Source organism: Polynucleobacter necessarius, from assembly GCF_900095185.1.
Taxonomy (GTDB): Bacteria; Pseudomonadota; Gammaproteobacteria; order Burkholderiales; family Burkholderiaceae; genus Polynucleobacter.
The window spans coordinates 66,786-89,834 of sequence record NZ_LT606948.1; the positions used below are offsets into that span (position 1 = coordinate 66,786).

Sequence of the window (23,049 nt, forward strand, 5' to 3'; positions counted from 1 at the left end):
AGTTGCCTAAATCGTTATCTGTATTTACTTGCGTTCAAGCAAGAAGTTCACCAGCAAGGGTACGGGTCTGCCAGTTGAGCCTTTAGCAGCACCATTCTTCCAAGCAGTTCCCGCGATATCTAAGTGAGCCCATTTATATTGCTCTGTAAAGCGCGACAAGAAACACGCTGCAGTGACACTACCTGCTGGGCGTCCACCGATATTAGCCACATCAGCAAAATTCGATTTCAGTTGCTCGTGATAGGCGGCATCTAAAGGTAGACGCCATACCGTATCCAAAGAGGCATGACCCGCCTTCGTGAGCTCATTAACTAAACCCTCATCATCAGAAAACAATCCGCTGTGAACATGGCCTAGAGCAATGATGCAAGCACCTGTTAAAGTGGCGACGTCAATCACAGCAGCAGGCTTAAAGCGTTCAACATAAGTCAGTGCATCACACAAAATTAAGCGGCCTTCTGCATCCGTATTCAAAATCTCAATGGTTTGCCCAGACATGCTCTTGACGATATCGCCAGGACGACTTGCACGGCCAGATGGCATGTTTTCACAAGTAGGCACGACACCAATGACATTCTTTTTAAGTTTCATGAGAGAAACGGAATACATTGTGCCAATCACAGAAGCGGCACCACACATGTCGTACTTCATTTCGTCCATGGCTTCTCCAGGCTTTAGAGAGATGCCACCTGCATCAAAAGTAATCCCTTTGCCAACCAAAACAATTGGCGCCTCACCCGTTTTACCGCCTTGATGGCGCATGACAATAAATTGCGGCGGAGTTTCTGAACCCTTAGCAACCGATAAGAAAGCACCCATACCCAAGGCCTCAATCTGCTTGAGCCCAAGAACTTCAACCTGAAGGCCAGTTTTTTTACTGAGACCCTGTGCAATCTTACCCAAATAAGTTGGCGTGCAAATATTCGGTGGCAAATTACCCAAATCTTTTGCCAGGTGCATCCCCTCAACCATCGCCACACCCTGCTCCACAGCAGCTTTCAGCTCTTTGGCACAGGCGTTGTTACCAGCAAACACTAAATTTTTAAATTTATCCGCTTTGTCTTTGGCTTTAAATTTCATTGTTGGCTGACGTACGCCAAAACAATAAGCTTGATCGCCTGCATATTGAACTATTAAACGCACCTCTTCAGCAATGAAGTCCGCATTGTGGGATAGCGCAAAACTGGGGGTAAACCAAAGTGCATTTTCAATCGATCCGCCACTAAGCGCTTTTAACGCAGCGCGAGCTACTTTTGAAAAAATAGTCAAAGTCCGCTCACTCGCAAGATGTATATCACCCAAACAAACTAACAAGACGCGTTTAGCTTTAACCCCGTTTACGGCCCAAGCTTTTTCTGCTCGCAACATACATATCGAAGCCTGCTTGGAATCCAAATCACCAACGACATTGGCATGATTAACTGAGCCATCGAGAAATTGGTCTAACTCTGACAAAAATCCCACCTTAGTTTTGGCGCCCTTAGCGCCAGAGAAACCATCAAAATCCGCTTGAGAATAGCCAAGAACTAAACAATTGGTGCTATGACTCAGTAATAATTTAAGGCTAGATTTCTGGAGTTTTGCACTTTGCAGGTCGGCTTGAGGGAAAATCTTAGTATTAAATTGAATTGTCATAATCTATTACAGTGTTTTGGTCGATTCAAAGAGGGGTAGACACGAATTAAGGTCATTTATCCATTATCCTCCGACATGAGAATAACTTCCCTTATCGGTTCCAATATAAGCCAATTATCAACCTCAATAACCTAACCCATCCAGAACCTTATCTCTCATGATTTTTAAACAGGCCCTTCGCCGTGAACTCAGCTTTACAACTGGCGGGGTCTTTTTGGTCTTAGTCACCATCATGGTGACCACTTTAGTGATCCGTATTTTGGGCTATGCCGCTAATGGCTCAGTCAACCCAGAAGATGCGCTCGTTTTAATTGCTCTAGCCACTCTAGGTTATCTCGCAGTACTTTTAACAGTATCTTTGTTTGTCGCAACCCTCATTGTTTTAGTACGCTGGTATAAAGATTCAGAAATGATTGTGTGGTTTGCGAGTGGCTTGAGTGTTACCAATCTCATTCGCCCAATTCTACAATTTGCCACACCCCTCATCCTCATCATTGCTTTGCTCGCACTATTTGTGTGGCCTTGGGCAAATCGAGAATCCACACTTATTAGTCAGCGCTTTCAGCAAAGGGATGACCTTTCCATGGTGAGTGCTGGACAATTTCAAGAGTCTGCAAAAGCCGAGCGGGTCTTTTTTATTGAAGAACTTGACGTTGATAAAAGCGAAGTAAAAAATATCTTCGTGGCCGACTCTAAAAATGGTCGTCTGAGCATTGCCGTTTCATCCACCGGCTACATCGAAAACGCAGCAGGCGGCGAGAAATCGATTGTGCTCCATAACGGTAGACGCTACGAGGGATATCCTACAGAGCCTGATTTTAGGATTCTCGAATTTAACGAGTACAGCACCAAGATTCGCAGTAAAGATGCTTTAGCGCCGGCGCCACGTGACCGCGAAAAAACAGTCAATGAATTATTGGATGACCCTAATCCTGCGGCCATTAATCCCAACCGTGCCGAACTACTCTGGCGAATTGGATTGCCATTGATGGCCTTGGGCTTAGTGCTCATTGCCATCCCGCTAGCATATGTCAATCCTCGCCTTGGTAATTACACCGCCATGTTTTATGCGGTACTGATTTATCTCATCTACAGCAACCTTCTGAATCTCACCCAGAATTTTGTCTCTCAAGGCAAGATTAGTGTGTTTGTGGCGATCTGGCCAATTCATTTACTTGCGCTCTTGATTGCAACCATCTTGATTCGCAACCGTATTAATTCTTCCTTGAAGTGGTGGCGCCGTCAACTGCCTGCCGCAATGACCCGTAAATGAAGCTCCTTTTCCCCTTTATCTACGAGCGCTATTTAGCTAAGCAAATTTATGTAGCTTTTAGCTTCATCTTATTTGCCTTAGTAGCTTTATTTTTATTCTTTGACATATTGACTGAGCTTGGCGCAGTGCAAGGTGCATATACACTTCCCTTAGCACTACTCCATGTTGTCCTTAAAGCTCCTAGCCGTATCTCTGAAATCATTCCCATTGCAGGCTTAATCGGCAGTATTTATGTTTTTGCCATGCTCGCCAGTCAATCAGAATTCACCATCTTGCGCATCGCAGGTCTGGATGTTAAGCGAGATCTAATCACTCTTACCAAAATCTCACTGCCTCTGATTGTGCTCACACTCATCGTAAGCGAGTGGATTGGTCCTTATACCGAAGCAAAGTCAGATCAAATTCGGATGAAGGCGCTGGGCTCAGCCTATTCTTCCCAGTTTAGAACGGGAGTATGGGTAAAAGATCGTTTACGCGATGAAGATGGCAGTGGGCCTGTTCGTCCTGGTGTGCGCTATGTCAACGTTGGAAAAATTGACAAAGATAATGCAATTCACAATATTCGGATGTATGAATTTAATGACTCTTACCACCTGCTCTCGATTCGCAATGCATCTTCAGGGTATTTTGACGAGAGTGGCGTTTGGGTCTTAAACGATGTGGTCGAAACTCGCTTTAAAGCAACAAAACAGTCGGATCCTCTGAACCCAGTATTTTCCACACAAACTCTCAAGCATCCTATGCTGACTCTGGAATCAGAAGTCACGCCCCAAATTTTGAGCGTGTTATTGATAAGTCCTGAAAAAATGTCTATTGTCAGTTTGGGTCGCTTCATCTCTCACCTTCGTGATAACAAGCAAGACGTTCAGCGACATTCGATCGCATTTTGGAAAAAAATTATTTACCCGTTCACAATATTTGTAATGCTGATACTTGCACTGCCATTCGCCTATTTGAAGGTGCGCGCCAGAAGCGTTGGAATTAAGGTGTTTGGCGGCATTATGCTTGGCATGAGCTTTCAGCTGTTTAATTCGCTGTTCTCAAATGTGGGACTTTTGGGCTCTTGGCCAGCGTTGATCACTGCCTTAGCGTCACCCTTACTGTATTTCCTTTTGGCATTGATTGGTTTGCGCTGGGTCTCTAAGGCCTAATATCTAAAAATCATTTAGAATTTGATTCCTATAACATAGTATATATATACAGGAATCCTTATGAATCTTCATCAATTTCGCTTTGTTCGGGAAGCCGTTAGGCAAAACTTCAACCTCACCACCGCTGCAAAGGCGCTCTTTACCTCTCAGCCAGGTGTATCGAAGGCGATTATCGAACTCGAAGACGAATTAGGCGTCGAGATTTTCCGTCGCCACGGCAAGCGAATCCGCTGCTTAACTGAGCCCGGCAAACGCATCTTCAGCTCAATTGAGCGCATTCTCGATGAAGTAGAAACCTTAAAAAGGGTTGGTAAAGATTTTGCAAGCCAAGATCAGGGTAGTTTTGCGATCGCTACTACTCATACACAAGCGCGCTATGCGCTTCCTCAAGTACTCACCGAGTTTACGAAGCGTTTTCCAAAGGTCAAGGTAAGTATTCAGCAAGGTAGCCCTGGCCAAATTGCCGAACTACTCATACACGATCGTGCAGATATTGCAATTGCTACTGAAGGGATTGCCAACACTCCTGGAGTGCTTGCTTTACCAGGGTATCAATGGCAACACGTCCTCATGGTGCCACTCAGCCACCCTCTTCTCAATCAGGCCACTCTGACATTGGAGGAGATCGCCAAGTATCCCATCATCACTTATGACAAAGCATTTGCAGGTCGCAGCAAAATAGATGCCGCCTTTGCGCCACGAAACATCACGCCAGAGATTATTTTGGAAGCCATTGATGCCGATGTAATCAAAACCTATGTAGAAACAGGAATGGGCATTGGTATTGTTGCTGGCCACGCATACGACCCCGATCGTGACCGCAATCTCAAAACGCTTCCCGCTGGACACTTATTCGGCAATAACGTCACCCATCTTGGCGTAAAGCAAGGAGCTTACTTACGCTCTTTTGTTTATACCTTCATTGAGCTCTTCTCACCTACACTTACGAAGAAAATCGTTGAACAAGCTATGTCAAACGAAGCAGATTCTTATGAAATCTAACCTAACAGGGCATTTGCTGGAGAGTGTATTGGGGATTACTAAAGACTAATATTCTTGGGTGGTGCCTCGGGGCGGACTCGAACCGCCACGCCTTGCGGCACCGGATTTTGAGTCCGGCACGTCTACCAATTCCATCACCGAGGCAGGTGATTGCAGTGGAAATTCTGCTGACTTTGATGCTTTGTTGCTGCTAAGACGTGAGAGTGTAACAAAAAATGCCTGCTTACCCCCTACCGCAGCCCTAGAACCCTTTAAAATGAGATCCTGTAGCAAGATTATTAAAAGGACTTACCAGTATGGCTGGCCATTCGAAATGGGCAAATATTCAGCACCGTAAAGGTCGTCAAGACGAAAAACGCGGCAAGATTTGGACCAAGCTCATTAACGAAATTACCGTGGCTGCCAAACTGGGCGGTGGCGATGTTGCTACCAATCCCCGTTTACGCCTGGCAATTGATAAAGCCAAAGATTCCAATATACCCAATGACAACGTGCAAAGAGCGATTCAACGCGGCACTGGCTCACTTGAGAGTGAGAACTACGAGGAGATACGTTACGAGGGTTATGGAATCAATGGCACTGCCATGATCGTCGATTGCTTAACCGATAACCGCACCCGTACCGTTGCTGAAGTTCGTCATGCCTTCAATAAAAACGGAGGGAATATGGGTACGGAAGGTTCTGTTGCTTTTCTGTTTAAGCATTGCGGTCAAATGTTGTTTGCACCAGGCACAAGTGAAGGCCTACTAATGGAAGTAGCATTGGATGCTGGTGCCGAAGATATCATCACTCACGATGATGGCTCACTTGAGGTGTTATCCCCAGTTCCTGATTTTTCAAAAGTACAAGATGCGATCAATAAGGCAGGGCTTAAGCCTGCACTAGCAACCGTCGCAATGCGTCCCGAAACTGAAATCGCCCTAGAGGGTGAGCAAGCAGAAAGTATGCAGAAGTTGTTGGATGCCCTAGAGAATCTCGATGATGTTCAAGAAGTATTTACTAACGCCGCACTTTAATCATGAGTATTCATTTCTTTTAATGACACTTTCTTTAATGCTAACTACAACAAATAACTGGTTATGAAAATTTTATTGATCGGATTTGGTGGACGTGAACATGCACTTGCATGGAAGCTAGCTCAATCTCCACAAGCGCAAAAGATATATGTTGCCCCAGGTAATGGTGGCACAGCTACTGCCAAGCAAACTGCTGCAGGTATTGAAAATCTTCCCATTACAGGATTACAAGAGTTAGCAGATTTTGCAAAACGCGAAAAAATTCACCTGGCTGTTGTAGGTCCAGAGGCGCCCCTTGCTGCTGGCATAGTCGATGTCTTCCGCAATAATGGTCTTAGAATTTTTGGACCATCACAGTTAGCAGCCAAATTAGAATCCTCGAAGAATTTTTCAAAAGCGTTTATGAAACGTCATGGCATTCCTACCGCCGACTACCAGACCTTTAGCAGCGCTCTTGAAGCGCATGCCTATCTTGACGCACAAGGCGCGCCGATTGTGATCAAAGCCGATGGTCTGGCTGCTGGCAAAGGTGTAGTGGTCGCCATGAACTTGGAAGAAGCGCATGCAGCGGTTGACATGATGCTAGCTGACAATAAGCTGGGTAATGCTGGTGCAAGGGTTGTCATTGAAGAATTTCTAACTGGTGAAGAGGCTAGTTTTATTGTTTTAGTAGATGGCAAAAACGTTCTCGCTTTGGCAACTAGCCAAGATCACAAGCGCTTACTCGATGCTGATCAAGGTCCCAACACTGGCGGCATGGGAGCTTACTCCCCTGCTCCCGTTGTCACCCCTGAAATTCATGCGCGCGCATTACGTGAAGTCATCATGCCAACAGTTAAAGGGATGCAAGCAGATGACACTCCATATACCGGCTTCTTATATGCAGGTTTAATGATTACGCCCGATGGCAAGATCAAAACTTTAGAGTTTAATTGCCGTATGGGAGATCCAGAGACTCAGCCGATCATGGCGCGCTTGCGTAGCGATCTCGTCGATGCTTTAGATCATGCTGTAGATGGCCGACTTAACGAAGTTGAGTTGGAATGGGATCGACGCACTGCATTAGGTGTTGTGCTTGCAGCCCACAATTACCCAGAAACTCCACGCACTGGAGACCTTATCACTGGAATTCCGGCGGATACCGAGGACCAAATTACTTTCCATGCAGGCACTAAACTGCAAGATGGCGAGGTAGTTACTTCAGGTGGGCGTGTACTCTGCGTAGTAGGTCTTGCCGATACCGTTCGTGGTGCCCAACAAAAAGCGTACGAAGCGATTAAGCATATCCAGTTTGATGGCATGCAATATCGCAAAGATATTGGCTATCGCGCCATCAAATAAATTGATAAAGATAAATACCTTGTCAGACCAACATACACAAATTGATATCGCCGCCCTAAAAGATTATTTTTTAGGCCTACAAGATCGCATCACAAGCGCGATGGGCGCTCTAGATGGAAAGGCTTTTGTTGCTGATGAATGGCACAAGCCGGAAGATAGCAAACTCAAAGGATATGGTCGTACTTGCATTTTGGCTGGCGGTAATATCCTAGAAAAAGGTGGGGTTGGTTTTTCACATGTCCGTGGCGAACAGATGCCACCCTCAGCATCACATCACCACCCAGAAGTGGCGGGACGCAGCTTTGAGGCGATGGGCGTATCACTGGTTTTTCACCCTTATAATCCTAAGGCTCCAACCACTCATATGAATGTACGCTGTTTTATTGCTCAGGCGCCTGATAAAGATCCGGTTTGGTGGTTTGGTGGCGGCTTTGATCTCACTCCCTATTACGGCGTAGATGAAGACTGCACGCACTTTCATCAAACCGCTAAGGATGCGTTAGACCCATGTGGTGAGGAACTTTATCCCCGCTTCAAAAAATGGTGTGATGAATATTTTTATCTAAAACATCGCGAGGAGCCTCGTGGTATTGGCGGCGTTTTCTTTGACGACTTTAATGAATTGGGATTTGAAAAGAGTTTTGCAATGACTCGCGCAGTTGGTGATGCATTCATAAACGCTTACCTTCCTATCGTGCAACGTCGCTATCAAGATAGCTTCACTGTGGAAGAAAAGGCCTTCCAAGAATATCGCCGCGGTCGTTACGTAGAGTACAATCTGATCTTCGATAGAGGCACTATCTTTGGCCTGCACTCTGGTGGTCGTACAGAATCGATTTTGATGTCCATGCCACCGGTAGTGCAATGGTGGTATGACTGGCAACCCAAGCCTGGAACTCCTGAGGCTAAGCTATACGATTACTACTTGAAGCCACATGACTGGCTGGCCTGAGCATCCTGTTGAGCACTCTTAAAAAAATTGGTATTCTGGGTGGTACGTTTAACCCCCCCCTCACATTAGCCACCTTCGTCTTGCTACTCATTTTGCCAAGTTACTTCGCCTAGACGCATTACTAATGATTCCTAGTGGTAAGCCTTGGCAAAAAGGAACTGAAATTACTCCAGCAGAAACACGCTTACAGTTAACCGAGGCTGCCAGCATTGATTTAGCGCGAGCATTTTTATATTTTAATGTGCCCACTTAAGTCGGCATTGATCGCATGGAAATCGATCGTGCTGGACCAAGCTACGCCATTGATACTGTCAAAGCCCTGCGCGAACGATTTGGACCGGAGGCGTCTTTAACTTGGTTGATGGGAGCGGACTCCTTGGTAGCAGTGCCTAGCTGGAACTCCTGGGCAAGGATCTGTCAATTTGTGAATTTTGCCGTTGTCAGTAGACCCAATCATGACCTCGGGCCAAAAATGAGCCCCACGGTGAGCTCTGAGCTCAGTCAATTCTTGAAGAAACATCAAACAATGAATGTTGATGCCCTTGAAAAGAGCGTAGCGGGCCTCATATACATTGATCACAGTCTTCGTGTAGATCTTTCCTCTACCCAGTTACGAGAGTGCCTCAAATCAAACTCTAGGAGTTCTATTTCCGCAGAAGAAATTCCAAGCCACACCCTAGAAATCATTACAAATCTGGGCTTGTACCAGCAATAAAGCTAAGATCAACCTAAATACAAAATGATTGCCGAGAAAATATGGACTTAAGAAAATTGCAACGCGTCATCATTGATGCTCTTGAAGATGTACAAGCACAAGATATTCGCGTATACGACACTACTAAATTAAGCGAGCTTTTTGATCGCGTCATCATTGCTACTGGATCCAGCAATCGCCAAACACGTTCTTTGGCTGTGTCGGTTAAAGAAGAAGTCAATGCTAAGGGTGGCGAAGTGATTTCTGTCGAAGGTCTGGAAACGGGAGAATGGGTTTTGGTTGATTGTGGCGATATCGTGGTCCATATTTTGCAACCGATACTACACTCTTATTACCAGCTTGAGGGAATTTGGGGGCAAACCAGTGCGCGTGAAATTGGCTGGTAGTAAAGGTCTTGCGAAAGACAGCCAAACTGAAGACGACGAATAACCTTCTGATCGCCTGCATTTATGCGTCTCACAATTGTTTCGGTTGGTCACAAAACGCCCGATTGGGTTGCAACCGCAACCCATGATTACATCAAAAGAATGCCCTCAGATTGTAGCATTGACATCAAAGAAATCAAACCCGATCTCAGCCCTGCTAAAGAAGCGGTAAAAATTGCGGCAGCTATTCCCAAGGGATCTCGTGTCACCGCCCTAGATGAACGCGGTAAAGACCAAACCACGCAAAATTTAGCGATCCAACTTGCAAGCTGGCGCCAAGAAGGCTTTAATATTACATTCTTAATTGGTGGCGCTGATGGCTTAGATCCCTGCCTGAAAAGTGGCGCGCAAGCAATCTGGCGACTCTCTAGCTTAACCCTACCCCATGCGATGGCCCGAGTCTTACTCATCGAACAGCTGTACCGAGCCTGGACTATTTTACAAGGTCATCCCTACCATCGTGAGTGATAGCGTGCATACATTTATTTACCTGGCCTCGCAAAGCCCTCGTCGCCAAGAACTTTTAAAGCAAATCGGTATTCGCTTTGAAATGCTATTACCCACTCCTGATGAAGACGGCGAATCCATGGAAACACCTCTGTTCCAAGAAAAAGCTCATGGCTATGTACAACGCGTTACTTTAGCCAAATGTAACGCAGCGCTCTGGAGATGGCAAAAAACGGGTTTACCTTGGGCCCCTATTCTGTGCGCTGATACCACTGTAAGTCTACCTAATCACCCTAATGGTGAAATCCTGGGTAAGCCTTCTGATGCTGCAGATGCAGCTCGAATCTTGAAAATGCTCAGTGGTAAAACACATGAGGTTCTCAGTTCAATTGCCGTACTTGTAAGCCCTAGGGAAAAACCAATGCAACTGATACAAGTTTCTGAAGTTCAGTTTGCGGATTTATCCTCAGAGCAAATTGCCGCATATATCGCCAGTGGTGAGTCATTTGGTAAGGCTGGCGCCTACGGCATCCAAGGATTGGGTGGGGCTTTTATTCCCTCAATCAAAGGTAGCTATAGCGGTATCATGGGACTACCTATTTATGAAACAATGCTTTTATTGAATCGCGCCCAAGTCAACAGCTTATGAACGAAGTGATACTGATTAATATCACCCCACAAGAAACACGTGTTGCCTTAATTCAGCAAGGGGCCGTCCAAGACCTCCAAATTGAGCGCACTCGCCAACGTGGAATTGTTGGGAATATTTATTTAGCCAAAGTAGTGCGTGTATTACCAGGCATGCAATCGGCTTTTATCGAAATTGGCCTAGAACGCACTGCATTTATGCACGTTGCAGACATCACTAAAAATAATCCTCAAGCTCAAATTGAAAAACTTTTGTTTGAAGGTCAAACACTCTTGGTTCAGGTGCTCAAAGACCCTTTAGGCACTAAAGGAGCTCGCTTAACCACCCAACTCAGCATTGCCGGACGCAATTTAGTTTACCTCCCCCCAGCAGGAAGTGATACTGCCACTGATCAATACATTGGCGTGTCTCAACGTATTGATCAGCCTGACGAACGAGAGGCAATCAAAGCTCGTCTTGCTGGCCTTATGGCTCCTGATGAGAAGGGCGGGATTATTGTTCGCACCAGTGCTCAAGACGCCTCCGACACTGAACTACAGCATGACATGCTGTATCTACGGACTACCTGGGAAAACATCCAGGCCGCAATGAAGCATAATCCTGCTCCTACCCTGCTTTATCAAGATTTAAGCTTAGCTGAGAGAGTATTGCGCGACGTTGCTGTAGAAGAATCCACTCAAATCCGCGTGGATTCTGCTGAGAATTTTGAAAAGCTTAAAGCATTTACCAATGCTTATATGCCGAACTTGTTAGGCAAACTGACACTGCATCGTGGAGAACATGCGCTATTTGACGTATTTGACGTTGATGCTGAAATTAATAAAGCACTTGGTTGTCGAGTAGATCTTAAGTCTGGCGGCTATCTTATGATTGATCAAACTGAATCCATGACAACGATTGACGTCAATACCGGAAGCTATGTCGGTGCACGCAATCTCGACGACACCGTGTTTAAGACAAATCTTGAAGCCGCGCAAGCGATTGCCCGTCAATTACGCTTACGCAATCTTGGCGGCATCATTATCATCGACTTTATTGACATGGTTGGCAAAAATCATCAGGAATCTGTACTACATGAGCTTAAGCGCAACCTTGAGCGCGACCATGCACACACTTCGGTAAGTGATTTTTCTGCCTTAGGTTTAGTCGAAATGACCCGCAAACGAACCAGGGAGTCTCTGGCTCATATTACCTGTGAGCCATGTTCTACCTGCCTCGGTAAAGGGGAGGTCAAAACCGCTCAAACTATTTGTTATGAAATTCTGCGTGAGATTGTGCGTGAACACCGTCAATTTAATCCAAAAGAGTTTCGGATTGTTGCTGCACCAGATGTAATTGACTTATTTCTGGAAGAAGAAAATCAATTTTTAGCTCAGCTTGGCGACTTCATTGCTAAACCAATTACTCTTCAAGCAGAAGGTAGCTTCCGCCAAGAACAATACGATATTGTTCTTGGTTAAATTTTATTCAATTTAAGCGTTTGAAAATTGAATGCGATGTAAGTTCGCATACAAGCCATCATTCTTAATCAACTCTTCATGCGAACCATTTTCCACAATCTTGCCGTGCTCTAACACTACGATACGATTGGCATGCTCAATCGTAGATAAGCGATGAGCGATTACCCAAGTAGTCCGGTTGGCCATCAAAGTCTCTAGCGCCTCTTGCACTTGACGCTCAGAATTAGAATCCAATGCAGAAGTTGCTTCATCCAATATCAGTATTGGAGCATCTTTATAAATTGCGCGTGCAATTGCTAAACGCTGGCGCTGACCACCAGATAGGCGATTACCGTTATCCCCCACTATCGAGTCAATACCATCTGGCAATTCTTGAATTATGGAACTTAAATTAGCCGCTTCCAAAGCCTCTATGACGCGACCGCGATGAATATCGCCTGCATCAGTGGCTCCATAAGCCACATTGGCTGCAATCGTATCGTTGAAAAGAATGATATCCTGACTTACAAAAGCGATCTGTCGACGCACATCAGCAAGCACAATTTCTTCAAGTGGAATGTCATCCAAATATATGTGCCCACTGGTAGGCTTAAAAAATCTTGGCAATAAATTCACCAAGGTAGACTTACCACCGCCAGATGGTCCAACAAAAGCAATTACTTCACCAGGCTTAATGGTGAGATTAATATTACTCAAAGCATCCTGACGTCCATTTTCCTGTTGGTATGAAAAACTAACATTCTCAAAACGTATTCCGCCTTTTGTTTTATCAAGCGGTCTCATATTTTTCTTGCGATCCTCATCTTCTTCGAAAGGTTGATCCATTAATCCAAAAATCATTTCTGCTGCAGTAAGGCCGCGTTGCAAAGGTTGATTAATGTCTGCCAAATGCTTCAAAGGGGAAATGACCAACATCATTGCAGTAATGAAGGCAGCAAAACCACCAACAGTGGTGCCCTCTGTCGCCGATTGCATCAAAGCGATGACGAGCACCAGCGATAAGGCCATAGTCGCAATCAACTGTGTAATAGGCTGATTCAGACCGCCCGCTACCGTTGATTTCAAGGCAAACTGACGCAGTCGATCTGCCTTATTTAGAAAACGTGACATCTCATACTGTTCCGCACCATGCACCTTCACAATCCTATAACCTGCTGCGGCCTCTTCAACTATATAGGCAAGTTCACTAGTCAGCGTCTGCTGCTCTCGATTGAGAGAACGTAGACGACGGTTAATCTTGCTCATAATAAAAGCGATAACCGGAAAAATAATGAGTACTACAAGAGTTAGTTTCCAGTTGAGATAAATCAAATAACCCATCAAACCTATAACCGTAAGTGAATCCCTGACCAAACTAATAAGCATGCCACCCATGATGTTCAGCACATTGTTCACTTCAAACACCACAGCATTAATTAAATTGGATGCAGAATTTTTCTGAAAAAAAGCAGTGCTTGCATTTAACAAAGTTTGAAACATTTGCTCACGCAATTTTAAGAGCACTGAATTAATCACTTTGGAAAGCAGGTAGTTTGATGAAAACTGAGCCAGACTACGGACCATAGCCAAGCCAACCAAGAAAACTGGTACTTGCCATAACTTACTATTGAGTTGACCAGTAAAGCCTTTGTCCAATAAAGGCTTCATCAACGCCGGAATGGAGGTCTCTGCTGCAGCCACAAAAGCCATTGCCACTAGGGACCCAATAATCAGGCCAATATGGGGCTTTAGGTAGGTAATTAAGCGATTTAGGGCGGCACGGTCTTGAGCATTCATATAATGAATTATGCCCACCTTATCAGTCATACTCATTACCCGCAATGAAGAGGTCAATTTAGACGATTGTCTGGCCTCGCTAGAGGGTATTGCCCAGCAAATCGTCGTGGTTGATACCAACAGCTCTGACCGCACTCTAGAAATCGCTCAAAAACATGGTGCGCTAGTATCCCAACCCTCAGATTGGTCTGGTTTTGGCCCACAAAAGAACCGTGCCCTAGATTTAGCTACTGGGGAATGGGTGCTCTCCTTGGACGCTGACGAACGGCTTACCCCGGCCCTCAAATCCGAGATTTTGACGGCCATTCACCATAGCGCAAATATCAACTGCTTTGCCATCCCCCGTCTATCTTGGTATTGCGGTAGATTTATCCGTCACTCTGGATGGAGCCCAGACTACGTAGACCGTCTATTTAAGCGCGGTACCGCCCGCTTCTCGGATGATCTGGTGCATGAACGCCTCATTCCAGCTGGCCAAGTTGCTAAGCTGGAAAATCCCATGCTGCATTACAGCTTCATGAACTATTCTCAAGTGTTACAAAAATTGGATCGCTATTCCACAGCATCAGCCGAACAAGCTTTTGCTAAAGGTAAAACCAGCAGCCCCCTTAAAGCGGTCCTTCATGGCGCTTGGGCATTTTTCCGCACCTATATTTTGCGTTCCGGCTTCCTGGATGGCCCTCAGGGATTTGCCTTAGCAATCTCCAACGGCCAAGGAACTTACTATCGGTATATCAAGGTATGGCACCTGCATCAGGAAGCGAGTAAATGATTTCGATTTTGCTGGCCACCTACAACTGGCCACAAGCCCTCAAGCTTTGTCTTGAATCCTTGGCTACCCAAACCGATCAACGCTTTGAAATCATTATTGCTGATGATGGCTCTACTGAGAGCACCAAACAAGTGATAGAAAAATGCAAAGCCTCGCACCCAATCGCATTTACCCACTTGTGGCAAGAGGATCATGGCTTTCGGAAAACCCAGATCTTCAATCAAGCTATTCAAGCAGCCCACGGAGATTACCTTGTATTTCTGGATGGCGATTGCATTGTCCAACCCAACTTTGTAGCGCAGCATCGCTCTCTGGCGCAGAAAGCATACTTAGTTACTGGTAGCAGGATCCTGTTAAATGAAAGCTTGACTCAAGAATTACTTTTGTGGCCAAACTGGAACTTCGCACGCTTCTCAGAAAATCTGCTTGGCAAAAGACTAAGTGGCAGCATCAATAAATACTGGCCCCTCAAGTTCAAACTTGGAAATGGCTCATGGCGAGACTACAAAAAATTTGTTTGGCGCAGAATTAAGGGCTGCAATATGGCTTGCTGGAAAGCGGATGCTGAGGCAATAAACGGCTTTGACGAAACGATGACGGGGTGGGGTCATGAGGATGCCGATTTTATTTTCCGCCTACAACACCATGGCATTCATCGCAAGTCAGGATCATGGGCTACCGAGGTGCTACATCTCTTTCATCAAATCCATGATCAAAGTAATGCGACTGAGAATGCCCGTCGAGTACGTGAAAAAATTATGGCAAAGGCACTTTGAATCTTTGAGTCTTTGAGTAGCTATGACTGTGTACTTCAAGCTTAAACCTAAAAAAGTATTATTCATCGCCACTCGGCAAATTGGGGACGTCTTAGTAACCACCCCCCTCATTAGCAAAGCTAGAGAACTCTGGCCTGAGGCGGAGTTTCATTTTCTGGGTTACCGCGGCAAACTCGAAATGCTACATGGAAACTCCAATATTGCAGAGATCATTGAAACCTCCGATCGCCCTAGTTTTGGTGCATTGTTTAATCGTTTATTTCAGCATTATGACTTAGCCATAGTCACACAGCCCAGTGACAGGGCATATCTATATGGTCTTGTAGCCGCCTTCAGACGTATTGGTGTACTGGGTGGCCATCCACAAGGAAAAGATGTACAAGATCAAACCAAGCGCAGCAAGAGTGAGAAACAAAACGCTTGGAAGAAATTTGTTTGCATGCATACGGTAGATGTAGATTATTTCAAGCAGCATGTCATTACCGAGAAGCTGCGCCTCCTTGAAGCCTTCTTCAGAAAACCTGCAGATCTATTTACTCAACCAATCTCGGTAATAGCCCCTGAAGGTGAACCCCTTACTCCAGTAATTGCTGGTGAACTCAGACAACCCTATGTCGTCATCCATCCAGGGCCACTAACGGCTTACAAGCGTTGGCCCCTAGCATATTGGCAAGAACTTATTACATGGCTAGTGCAACAAAGCTTTCAGGTGATATTAAGTGCATCCCCTGCTAAACAAGATGTTCAACTCAATCACGACATCATCTCTTTGCTAGATAAGCAAACCCAAAAACACGTCATTAATACTGCAGGAAAGTTATCTATTCCGCAGGCAGGTACTTTGATTCGCACTGCAATTTTATATATTGGAGTGGATACCTCCATCACCCACTTAGCAGCTGCCTGTAATATCCCCACGATCACTCTGTTTGGTGCAACCCCACCGACCAACTTTGGCCCTTGGCCAAATGGTTTTATAGGTGAACAACCATATCAAATTAGGGCCCGCAGCCAAACTGTTGGCAATGTCACCATTTTGCAAGGTCCTGGTCAATGCGTGCCCTGTCGTAAGGCAGGCTGTCTAGATAAGGCCGATAGTTATAGTGAATGTTTGGATTTGCTCGAACCCAAACAAGTGATTGAAGCTATTGAGAAAGTTTTACAACAATAGCACTATCTTCCATACAGTATGCAATACTTAGTGGTATTGAACCTGTACGGGATCTGTTTGCTTGGAAGCTAAGATTTGAGTCAGACTGTGCAAACAAGCATCGTCTGGGTAAATACGCAATTCTTCTGGGAATTGCATTAAGCATGCCCCACCACTGGTTGTTACGGCAGCGGTCAACATTAAGCCTTTCATGCCATCGTTTGATCCGGGCGCTGCTAAAGTATGACCGCCCAACTTTGGATCCCTTACGCGGTTAATCATCAAATAGGGATTAATTTGATTACGAAGGAGCTTGATATCAATCGCATTATCAATACAGACATGCACGTTACGCGCAAAACGCATACGAGCGCCTGTTATATCCATCACTGCGCCAGAAACGATACGCATACCTCCAGAGAATTTATCTGGAGTAACGTTTACCTTGGCTACTAAGAGTTCGTCTTCTTTTAACCATGAACGATTGGGTTCGTAAACTTCGCTATAAAGCGTAATTTCAAGTGCCGCAGTGCCATCATCTATCGTAGCAATCATCATACGGCCACGTTGGCCAGTGAGCATTCGTGCCGAAGTGATAATGCCGGCAATCAGTTGATCTTTACCTTCGGTAATTTTTGCTAACGACTGACGAATGAAGTGAGAAGTCTCTTCACGATATGCATCAAATAGATGACCAGTTAAGCACAGACCTAGGGCAGTCTTTTCTTCTTGCAGGCGCTTTTTCTCCGACCAGACTGGCTCGCGCATCAACTCTGGAAGATGATAAGTCTCTTCGTCAGTCACATCAAACAAACTCACCTGGTGTATTGATGCTTCCGCTTGCTCTGCTGCTTCAATTGCCCGCGCGAGGAATGCAAGTAAGGTTGAGCGAATGTCATACAAACTACCACCTGCAGGAATAGAGTCGCGATACAAGCTATCAAAAGCACCGGCGCGCATCAAAGCCTCAATTGCACGACGATTGACTTGACGACGATCTACGCGAGCGCAGAAATCGAATAAATCTTTAAAGGGTCCACCAGCCTCACGAGCTTTAACAATCGACTCAATTGCCGTCTCACCAGTACCCCGCACAGCACCCAAACCATAACGAATATGCCTAATAGGTGAATCCGGCGCAGCATCCGAAGCGCGCAACGGAGTGAACTCGTAAACTCCCGTATTAATATCGGGTGAGAACACGCGAATATGATTCGCCAAACAATCGTCATACAAAATCTTCACCTTATCGGTGTCATCCATGGCGAGTGATAAGTTGGCCGCCATAAATTCAGCGGGGTAATACGCTTTGAGCCAAGCAGTTTGATAGGCGAGGAGTGCATATGCAGTAGCATGAGACTTATTAAACCCATAGCCTGCAAAGCGCTCCATCAAGTCATAGATCTCATTAGTCTTACTTTCAGACATGCCGCCTGCTTTTGCACCATCACTAAAAATTTTGCGATGTTGCGCCATCTCCTCTGGCTTTTTCTTACCCATCGCGCGTCGTAACATATCGGCACCACCTAGCGAGTAGCCGCCAATCAACTGCGCCATCTGCATCACCTGCTCTTGATAGACCATGATGCCGTAGGTCTCTCGCAGAACAGGCTCGATGCGAGGATCTGGGTACTCAACTTTTTGACGACCATGCTTGCGCTCAATAAAGTCAGGGATCAGATCCATCGGACCTGGACGATACAGGGCTACTAAAGCAATGATATCTTCAAAGCGATCTGGTTTGGCTTCACGAAGCATGCCTTGCATGCCGCGGCTTTCCAACTGAAACACAGCGACGGTATTGGCGCGTTTGAGAACATCAAAGGCTTTATCATCATCAAGCGGGATATCACCGATATTCCAATCTTTACGATCAGCATGAAGCGCTTTAATCCAACGCTCAGCTGCGGCCAAAATGGTCAAAGTAGTCAAGCCCAAGAAGTCGAACTTCACCAAGCCAATCGCCTCAACGTCATCTTTATCAAATTGACTCATGACAGAACTGTTATCTTGATCTTTGGTTTCTTGCGTGTAGAGAGGACAAAAATCGGTTAGTCGCCCTGGAGCAATCAATACGCCACCGGCATGCATACCGACGTTACGAGTAATGCCCTCCAATTGCTGTGCCAAGGAAAGCAATTGACGCACTTCATCTTCATTTTTTTCACGTTCCGCTAATTGCTTTTCTTCTTTCTTAGCCATTTCAATCGTCATGTATTGGCCTGGCTTATTCGGCACTAGCTTGGCAATCCCATCAACGAAGTTATACCCCTGCTCCAATACGCGTCCTACGTCTCGTATCGCCGCTCTAGCAGCCATAGTTCCAAAGGTAGCAATTTGACTTACCGCATCTTTGCCGTACTTATCTTTAACGTACTGTATGACACGGTCGCGACCATGTTGACAGAAGTCGATATCAAAGTCTGGCATCGATACCCGCTCAGGATTAAGAAAACGCTCAAAGAGTAAGTTGTAACGCAATGGGTCAAGATCCGTAATGCCCAGCGAATAGGCCACTAGAGAACCTGCACCAGATCCGCGGCCAGGACCAACTGGTACGCCATTATTTTTTGCCCAGTTAATAAAATCTGCCACGATCAAGAAATAGCCAGGAAAGCCCATTTGTGAAATTGTCTTGACCTCAAACACAAGACGCTCGTGATAGCGCGCCATTTCTTTCGAACGTTCCTCGGGATCTGGGAAGTTACGCTCCATATGTCGCTCTAAACCTACTGCAGATTGTGCTAACAGATACTCATCCAGAATCATGCCTGGTGGCGTTGGAAAATCTGGCAGACGCGGTTGGCCTAGAACTAATGAAAGATTGCAACGTTTCGCAATTTCTACAGAGTTTGCCAGGGCAGTCGGCAAATCTGCAAAACGCTTTTCCATCTCTTCTTGTGTCAAGAAATACTGCTCTTCATTAAATTTTTTGCTGCGACGTGGATTACCGAGCAATTCACCTTCAGCGATACAAACGCGGACCTCATGCGCTGTGAAGTCACTTCTCTGCATAAACTGCACAGGGTGTGTTGCTACAACCGGTAAATCGAGTTCACTGGCAAGATGGCACGCTAACTGCAATTGCTTCTCGTCTTGGGGATTACCACCGCGCTGAACCTCAATATAAAAAGAGTTTGGGAACAGTTTTTCGTAACGTCTTGCAATCATCTTGGCTTGATCGTCCTGACCAGCCAATAGCGCTGAGCCAATTTCACCCATATGTGCTCCAGACAGAGCAATTAATCCATGAGATAAAGTCCGCTTAGCAGCTTTATCCTCAGCTTTAGTTGCTGGCTCACTAAACCATGCCGCAGCTATTTCGGCCCGACCACGCGCTTGATTCTCTAAGGATGCTCTACTTAGCACTTCACATAAATTGAGATAACCAGAATGGTTTTGTACTAAGAGTAATAAACGATGGGGCTGGTCTGGGTCCTGAGGATTACTAATCCAAACATCTGCTCCTGCAATGGGCTTGATACCACTAGACCGTGCAGCGGTATAAAACCGTACCAAGCCAAATAAATTACTGAGATCCGTAATGGCAAATGCGCCCATCTCGTCTTTGACTGCAGCTGCCACTGCATCATCAATGCGCACGACTCCATCCGTTATTGAAAACTCAGAATGAATGCGAAGATGTACAAAACTGGGTGAAGCCATGAGATGATTTTAGCTGTGTCCAATCTCAAACACCCCTCCTCCACAACTAACGGCTATTGCGGGCGATTCGCCCCTTCGCCCACTGGTCCACTTCATGCCGGATCTTTAGTGGCCGCCCTTGGAAACTGGCTCGATGCCCGTAAAAATGGGGGTAAATGGCTTCTCAGAATCGAGGATTTAGACACCCCGCGCTGCGTTCCGGAAGCAGACCAACAAATTCAAGCGCAATTACTTGCTTGCGGACTCTCATGGGACGAGGAAATCATCCACCAATCCAAACGCCAAGTTCATTATCAGCGGGCTCTTGAGTCCTTAAACCAGCTTGGATGCCTATACCCCTGTACCTGCTCTAGGCAAACGATTAGCAATGCTTTGGCGCAACGAGGTGTCAAGACGCCTCGTAATCAAGAAATGATCTACCCCAGCACGTGCCGGCCTGCTAATTTATTGAGCAATTCCCCCGAGATATTCAGGGATATACGAAAGGCTTGGCGTCTCGCACTCCCCCAAGAGTGTCTAATTGCATTTGAGGATTTAGCACTCAGCCAACAAAGTCAAAACCTCAATACTGAAGTGGGTGATTTTGTTTTGCGACGCAGTGACGATCTATTTACGTATCAACTGGCTGTTGTTGTTGACGATGCGGAGCAAGATATTACTCATATCATTCGTGGACAAGACCTATTGAGCAACACTGCAAGACAAATTTATCTTCAACAACTACTTGACTATGGACGCCCAAAATATATGCATCTCCCCCTAGTCCTAGATGAGCATGGCGAAAAACTTAGCAAGCAAACTCTAGCAACTCAAATTCATACTCAGGATAAAAAGCATGTGCTTCTTGAGTTACGCAAGGCAGCAAAACATTTGGGATTAAACAATTTGCCTGATAGTGAAAATATTACTATTGTAGAGTGGCTATTAGCAGCCACCTGCGCATGGAGAAATTAGTTACTTCTCAAACTCATGAGTGAGTGAGCTACTTCTTTTTAACTCCACCCAGCAAAACCCCAGCTGCTGGCTTAGCTGGGGTAATGCCCACTTTTTTCTTTTCTGGAATTGCTGCATCAGTCGTGGATACAGTCGATGCTCCAGGTTCATAAAGCATATAAAAGAAAGGGTCAGACATTTTTGCTGGGGCCTCGTTAGGTCCGCTCGATGATGCACGGCTTGGTGCCGCTCCCCCCTCAGGTAAAGGCTTTATATCCAACTTACACTTCATGAGCTTTTCAATATCGTCAAGCAAACGCTTTTCACTAGGATCAACTAAAGCAAATAGCATCACCCTTACTACCAGCGCGCCAGGTTCGTCCAATGCGATGAATAAAGTCTTCTGCGTTGTATGGCAACTCGTGATTAATCACACGAGGCATATCCGGAATCTCCAAACCCCGCGCAGCGACATCTGTGGCAACTAGAGCTTCGATTGCACCAGACTTAAAGGCATCCAAGGTTAAAGTACGCTCACCTTGACTCTTATCTCCATGAATCGCACCCGCTTTAATACCATCTCGCTCAAGTGCGCGTGAAAGTTTTGCACAACCTAAACGGCTATTAGTAAAGATAATGCACTAACGCGATAAACCCTGACGTGTGCGTGCCTCCAAAACATTCACAATGGCTCGCTGTTTATCGGCGGCAGAGACCATATGCACCACTTGCTTCACAGTATCGGCGGCGGCATTTTGACGTGCCACTTCAACCGTTACTGGGGTACGCAAATAACTTTGGGCTAACTTTTTAATTTCTGGCGAGAATGTTGCCGAGAACAAGAGGGTTTGTCTTTGCACAGGAATCAAATTAGTAATGCGTTGTAAATTTGGCAAAACACCCATATCCAACATGCGATCGGCTTCGTCTAAAACCAAAATCTCGACTTGCGCTAAATTTGCAACTTTAGAACCGATATGATCGAGCAATCACCCTGGGGTTGCAATCAGGATCTCTACGCCATTGCGCAAGCTACCCGCTCTTGCATATCCACACCGCCATAGACGACGGCAGCTCGTAGATCAGTGTATTTCGAATAACTAGCTGCATTCTCAGCAACCTGCACGACTCATTCACGTGTTGGTGTAAGCACTAAAGCATGAATTGGGTGACGTGCTGGAGATGCACTATTGCTCGCGTGACGCAAAATCTTCTGAATAATGGGCAGCACACTAAGGCAGCGGTCTTACTTGCACCTATCTGGGCCGCCCCGCTAATACATGCGGGATCGATTGCGCTTGAATTGATGTGAGAGTCGTGTAACCCTGCGCCAGAACCGCTTTTTGAATTTCCGGATCTAAACCAAAGTCAGCAAAAGTGATTCTTACCGGAGTGTTAGTGCTGGTAGCACTAGGGGCAGCTTCGCTAACCCCTAAAAGAGAGTTGATTTCGATATTAGGATTTGTCAAGGTAACTTACAGGATTGCCGCAATGCCGGCCTTAGCAGTTTCAGCATCCTCGGTCGATTTAACGCCGGAAACGCCGACTGCGCCGATGGTAAACCCATTTACCTCGATATTGACGCCACCTTCCAACATACCCGAGATATGGGGCGCAGATAAGAATGAAGTGCGGCCATTATTAATGATCTCTTCGTAAACGCGACTTTCGCGTTTACCCATTGCAGCAGTATGCGCTTTCTCTTGTGCAATGTAGGTAGAAACAGGAGCACAACCATCGCGACGAATTAAACCCAACATATGACCACCGTCATCACAAACAGCAATCGTCACCGCCCAATTATTGGCCGCAGCATGTTTGTTCGCTGCTTCCAAAATCTTTTGAACATCAGCTTGAGTTAAGTAAGGTTTAGTTGCAGTCATATTTAATCTTTCTGTCTCGAATTTGTT

The 23,049-nt window shown here is 45.8% G+C and carries 18 protein-coding genes, 1 tRNA gene and 2 pseudogenes; 15 read left to right on the forward strand and 6 right to left on the reverse strand.

The window, feature by feature from the left end:
• Positions 1-24: 24 nt before the first annotated feature.
• Complete coding sequence (locus DXE31_RS00395; protein WP_415078037.1) at positions 25-1,629, reverse strand: leucyl aminopeptidase; 1,605 nt, start codon at positions 1,627-1,629, stop codon at positions 25-27.
• 163 nt (positions 1,630-1,792) lie between these two features.
• Between DXE31_RS00395 and lptF the strand changes: the two genes are divergently transcribed.
• From lptF to DXE31_RS00410, 3 genes are read left to right on the forward strand one after another with little or no spacing between them, the layout of a single operon-like run.
• Positions 1,793-2,908: an LPS export ABC transporter permease LptF gene (lptF, locus tag DXE31_RS00400; RefSeq protein ID WP_114697414.1), complete on the forward strand. Its 1,116-nt coding sequence runs from the start codon at positions 1,793-1,795 to the stop codon at positions 2,906-2,908.
• Complete coding sequence (gene lptG, locus DXE31_RS00405) at positions 2,905-4,059, forward strand: LPS export ABC transporter permease LptG (RefSeq protein WP_114697415.1); 1,155 nt, start codon at positions 2,905-2,907, stop codon at positions 4,057-4,059. The genes lptF and lptG overlap by 4 nt, the downstream gene beginning before the upstream one ends.
• A 60-nt stretch (positions 4,060-4,119) precedes the next feature.
• Entirely contained in the window at positions 4,120-5,061 is a 942-nt protein-coding gene (locus DXE31_RS00410) for a CysB family HTH-type transcriptional regulator (RefSeq protein WP_114697416.1), read from the forward strand.
• A 59-nt stretch (positions 5,062-5,120) separates the two neighbouring features.
• On the opposite strand, the gene DXE31_RS00415 is transcribed toward DXE31_RS00410, so the two are convergent.
• A tRNA-Leu gene (locus DXE31_RS00415) sits at positions 5,121-5,205 on the reverse strand.
• A gap of 152 nt (positions 5,206-5,357) precedes the next feature.
• Between DXE31_RS00415 and DXE31_RS00420 the strand changes: the two genes are divergently transcribed.
• The 8 genes and pseudogenes from DXE31_RS00420 to rng all read left to right on the forward strand — a co-directional run bounded on the left by DXE31_RS00420 (position 5,358) and on the right by rng (position 12,066).
• Entirely contained in the window at positions 5,358-6,077 is a 720-nt protein-coding gene (locus DXE31_RS00420; RefSeq protein WP_114697417.1) for a YebC/PmpR family DNA-binding transcriptional regulator, read from the forward strand.
• A 63-nt stretch (positions 6,078-6,140) separates the two neighbouring features.
• Complete coding sequence (purD, locus tag DXE31_RS00425) at positions 6,141-7,418, forward strand: phosphoribosylamine--glycine ligase (protein WP_114697418.1); 1,278 nt, start codon at positions 6,141-6,143, stop codon at positions 7,416-7,418.
• 40 nt (positions 7,419-7,458) lie between these two features.
• Positions 7,459-8,370, forward strand: coding sequence for an oxygen-dependent coproporphyrinogen oxidase (gene hemF / locus DXE31_RS00430; RefSeq protein ID WP_114698608.1), 912 nt, complete (start codon positions 7,459-7,461; stop codon positions 8,368-8,370).
• 64 nt (positions 8,371-8,434) lie between these two features.
• A pseudogene (locus tag DXE31_RS00435) lies at positions 8,435-9,085 on the forward strand (nucleotidyl transferase family protein).
• Positions 9,086-9,126: 41 nt separating this feature from the next.
• Entirely contained in the window at positions 9,127-9,471 is a 345-nt protein-coding gene (rsfS, locus tag DXE31_RS00440) for a ribosome silencing factor (protein WP_331851968.1), read from the forward strand.
• Between the two features lie 63 nt (positions 9,472-9,534).
• Positions 9,535-9,978 (forward strand): 23S rRNA (pseudouridine(1915)-N(3))-methyltransferase RlmH, encoded by a 444-nt coding sequence (rlmH, locus tag DXE31_RS00445; protein ID WP_114697419.1) that lies wholly within the window; start codon positions 9,535-9,537, stop codon positions 9,976-9,978.
• Positions 9,971-10,606 (forward strand): Maf family protein, encoded by a 636-nt coding sequence (locus DXE31_RS00450; protein WP_231969216.1) that lies wholly within the window; start codon positions 9,971-9,973, stop codon positions 10,604-10,606. The genes rlmH and DXE31_RS00450 overlap by 8 nt, the downstream gene beginning before the upstream one ends.
• Positions 10,603-12,066 carry a ribonuclease G gene (gene rng, locus DXE31_RS00455; protein ID WP_114697421.1) on the forward strand — a complete coding sequence of 488 codons (1,464 nt, stop codon included), beginning with the start codon at positions 10,603-10,605 and terminating at the stop codon, positions 12,064-12,066. Before DXE31_RS00450 ends, rng begins: the two co-directional genes overlap by 4 nt.
• Positions 12,067-12,078: 12 nt before the next feature.
• Here the strand turns inward: rng and msbA are convergent, their stop codons facing one another.
• Positions 12,079-13,842: a lipid A export permease/ATP-binding protein MsbA gene (msbA, locus tag DXE31_RS00460; RefSeq protein ID WP_114697422.1), complete on the reverse strand. Its 1,764-nt coding sequence runs from the start codon at positions 13,840-13,842 to the stop codon at positions 12,079-12,081.
• 10 nt (positions 13,843-13,852) lie between these two features.
• On the opposite strand from msbA, the gene DXE31_RS00465 reads away from it, so the two are divergent.
• Genes DXE31_RS00465 through DXE31_RS00475 form a run of 3 tightly spaced genes read left to right on the forward strand, consistent with a single transcriptional unit; the run spans position 13,853 to position 16,561 of the window.
• Positions 13,853-14,614: a glycosyltransferase family 2 protein gene (locus DXE31_RS00465; RefSeq protein ID WP_114697423.1), complete on the forward strand. Its 762-nt coding sequence runs from the start codon at positions 13,853-13,855 to the stop codon at positions 14,612-14,614.
• Complete coding sequence (locus DXE31_RS00470) at positions 14,611-15,390, forward strand: glycosyltransferase family 2 protein (protein ID WP_114697424.1); 780 nt, start codon at positions 14,611-14,613, stop codon at positions 15,388-15,390. The genes DXE31_RS00465 and DXE31_RS00470 overlap by 4 nt, the downstream gene beginning before the upstream one ends.
• A 22-nt stretch (positions 15,391-15,412) precedes the next feature.
• Positions 15,413-16,561: a glycosyltransferase family 9 protein gene (locus DXE31_RS00475; protein WP_114697425.1), complete on the forward strand. Its 1,149-nt coding sequence runs from the start codon at positions 15,413-15,415 to the stop codon at positions 16,559-16,561.
• 27 nt (positions 16,562-16,588) lie between these two features.
• On the opposite strand, the gene dnaE is transcribed toward DXE31_RS00475, so the two are convergent.
• On the reverse strand, positions 16,589-20,206 hold the full coding sequence (dnaE, locus tag DXE31_RS00480; protein ID WP_114697426.1) for a DNA polymerase III subunit alpha: 3,618 nt from the start codon (positions 20,204-20,206) through the stop codon (positions 16,589-16,591).
• 3 nt (positions 20,207-20,209) lie between these two features.
• On the opposite strand from dnaE, the gene gluQRS reads away from it, so the two are divergent.
• A complete protein-coding gene (gluQRS, locus tag DXE31_RS00485; protein WP_114697427.1) occupies positions 20,210-21,160 on the forward strand; it encodes a tRNA glutamyl-Q(34) synthetase GluQRS in 951 nt (316 codons plus the stop codon).
• A gap of 28 nt (positions 21,161-21,188) precedes the next feature.
• Here gluQRS and DXE31_RS00490 read toward each other — a convergent pair.
• Both DXE31_RS00490 and DXE31_RS00495 read right to left on the reverse strand, forming a co-directional pair.
• Positions 21,189-22,587 (reverse strand): annotated as a pseudogene (locus DXE31_RS00490) (DEAD/DEAH box helicase).
• Between the two features lie 27 nt (positions 22,588-22,614).
• Entirely contained in the window at positions 22,615-23,022 is a 408-nt protein-coding gene (locus tag DXE31_RS00495; RefSeq protein ID WP_114697428.1) for a GlcG/HbpS family heme-binding protein, read from the reverse strand.
• Between the last annotated feature and the right edge of the window lie 27 nt (positions 23,023-23,049).

Coding starts and splice junctions, on each gene's coding strand:
- lptF (WP_114697414.1), top strand. CDS start 1,793: ATGATTTTTAAACAGGCCCTTCGCCGTGAACTCAGCTTTACAACTGGC.
- lptG (WP_114697415.1), top strand. CDS start 2,905: ATGAAGCTCCTTTTCCCCTTTATCTACGAGCGCTATTTAGCTAAGCAA.
- DXE31_RS00410 (WP_114697416.1), top strand. CDS start 4,120: ATGAATCTTCATCAATTTCGCTTTGTTCGGGAAGCCGTTAGGCAAAAC.
- DXE31_RS00420 (WP_114697417.1), top strand. CDS start 5,358: ATGGCTGGCCATTCGAAATGGGCAAATATTCAGCACCGTAAAGGTCGT.
- purD (WP_114697418.1), top strand. CDS start 6,141: ATGAAAATTTTATTGATCGGATTTGGTGGACGTGAACATGCACTTGCA.
- rsfS (WP_331851968.1), top strand. CDS start 9,127: ATGGACTTAAGAAAATTGCAACGCGTCATCATTGATGCTCTTGAAGAT.
- rlmH (WP_114697419.1), top strand. CDS start 9,535: ATGCGTCTCACAATTGTTTCGGTTGGTCACAAAACGCCCGATTGGGTT.
- rng (WP_114697421.1), top strand. CDS start 10,603: ATGAACGAAGTGATACTGATTAATATCACCCCACAAGAAACACGTGTT.
- msbA (WP_114697422.1), bottom strand. CDS start 13,842: ATGAATGCTCAAGACCGTGCCGCCCTAAATCGCTTAATTACCTACCTA.
- DXE31_RS00465 (WP_114697423.1), top strand. CDS start 13,853: ATGCCCACCTTATCAGTCATACTCATTACCCGCAATGAAGAGGTCAAT.
- DXE31_RS00470 (WP_114697424.1), top strand. CDS start 14,611: ATGATTTCGATTTTGCTGGCCACCTACAACTGGCCACAAGCCCTCAAG.
- DXE31_RS00475 (WP_114697425.1), top strand. CDS start 15,413: ATGACTGTGTACTTCAAGCTTAAACCTAAAAAAGTATTATTCATCGCC.
- dnaE (WP_114697426.1), bottom strand. CDS start 20,206: ATGGCTTCACCCAGTTTTGTACATCTTCGCATTCATTCTGAGTTTTCA.
- gluQRS (WP_114697427.1), top strand. CDS start 20,210: ATGATTTTAGCTGTGTCCAATCTCAAACACCCCTCCTCCACAACTAAC.
- DXE31_RS00495 (WP_114697428.1), bottom strand. CDS start 23,022: ATGACTGCAACTAAACCTTACTTAACTCAAGCTGATGTTCAAAAGATT.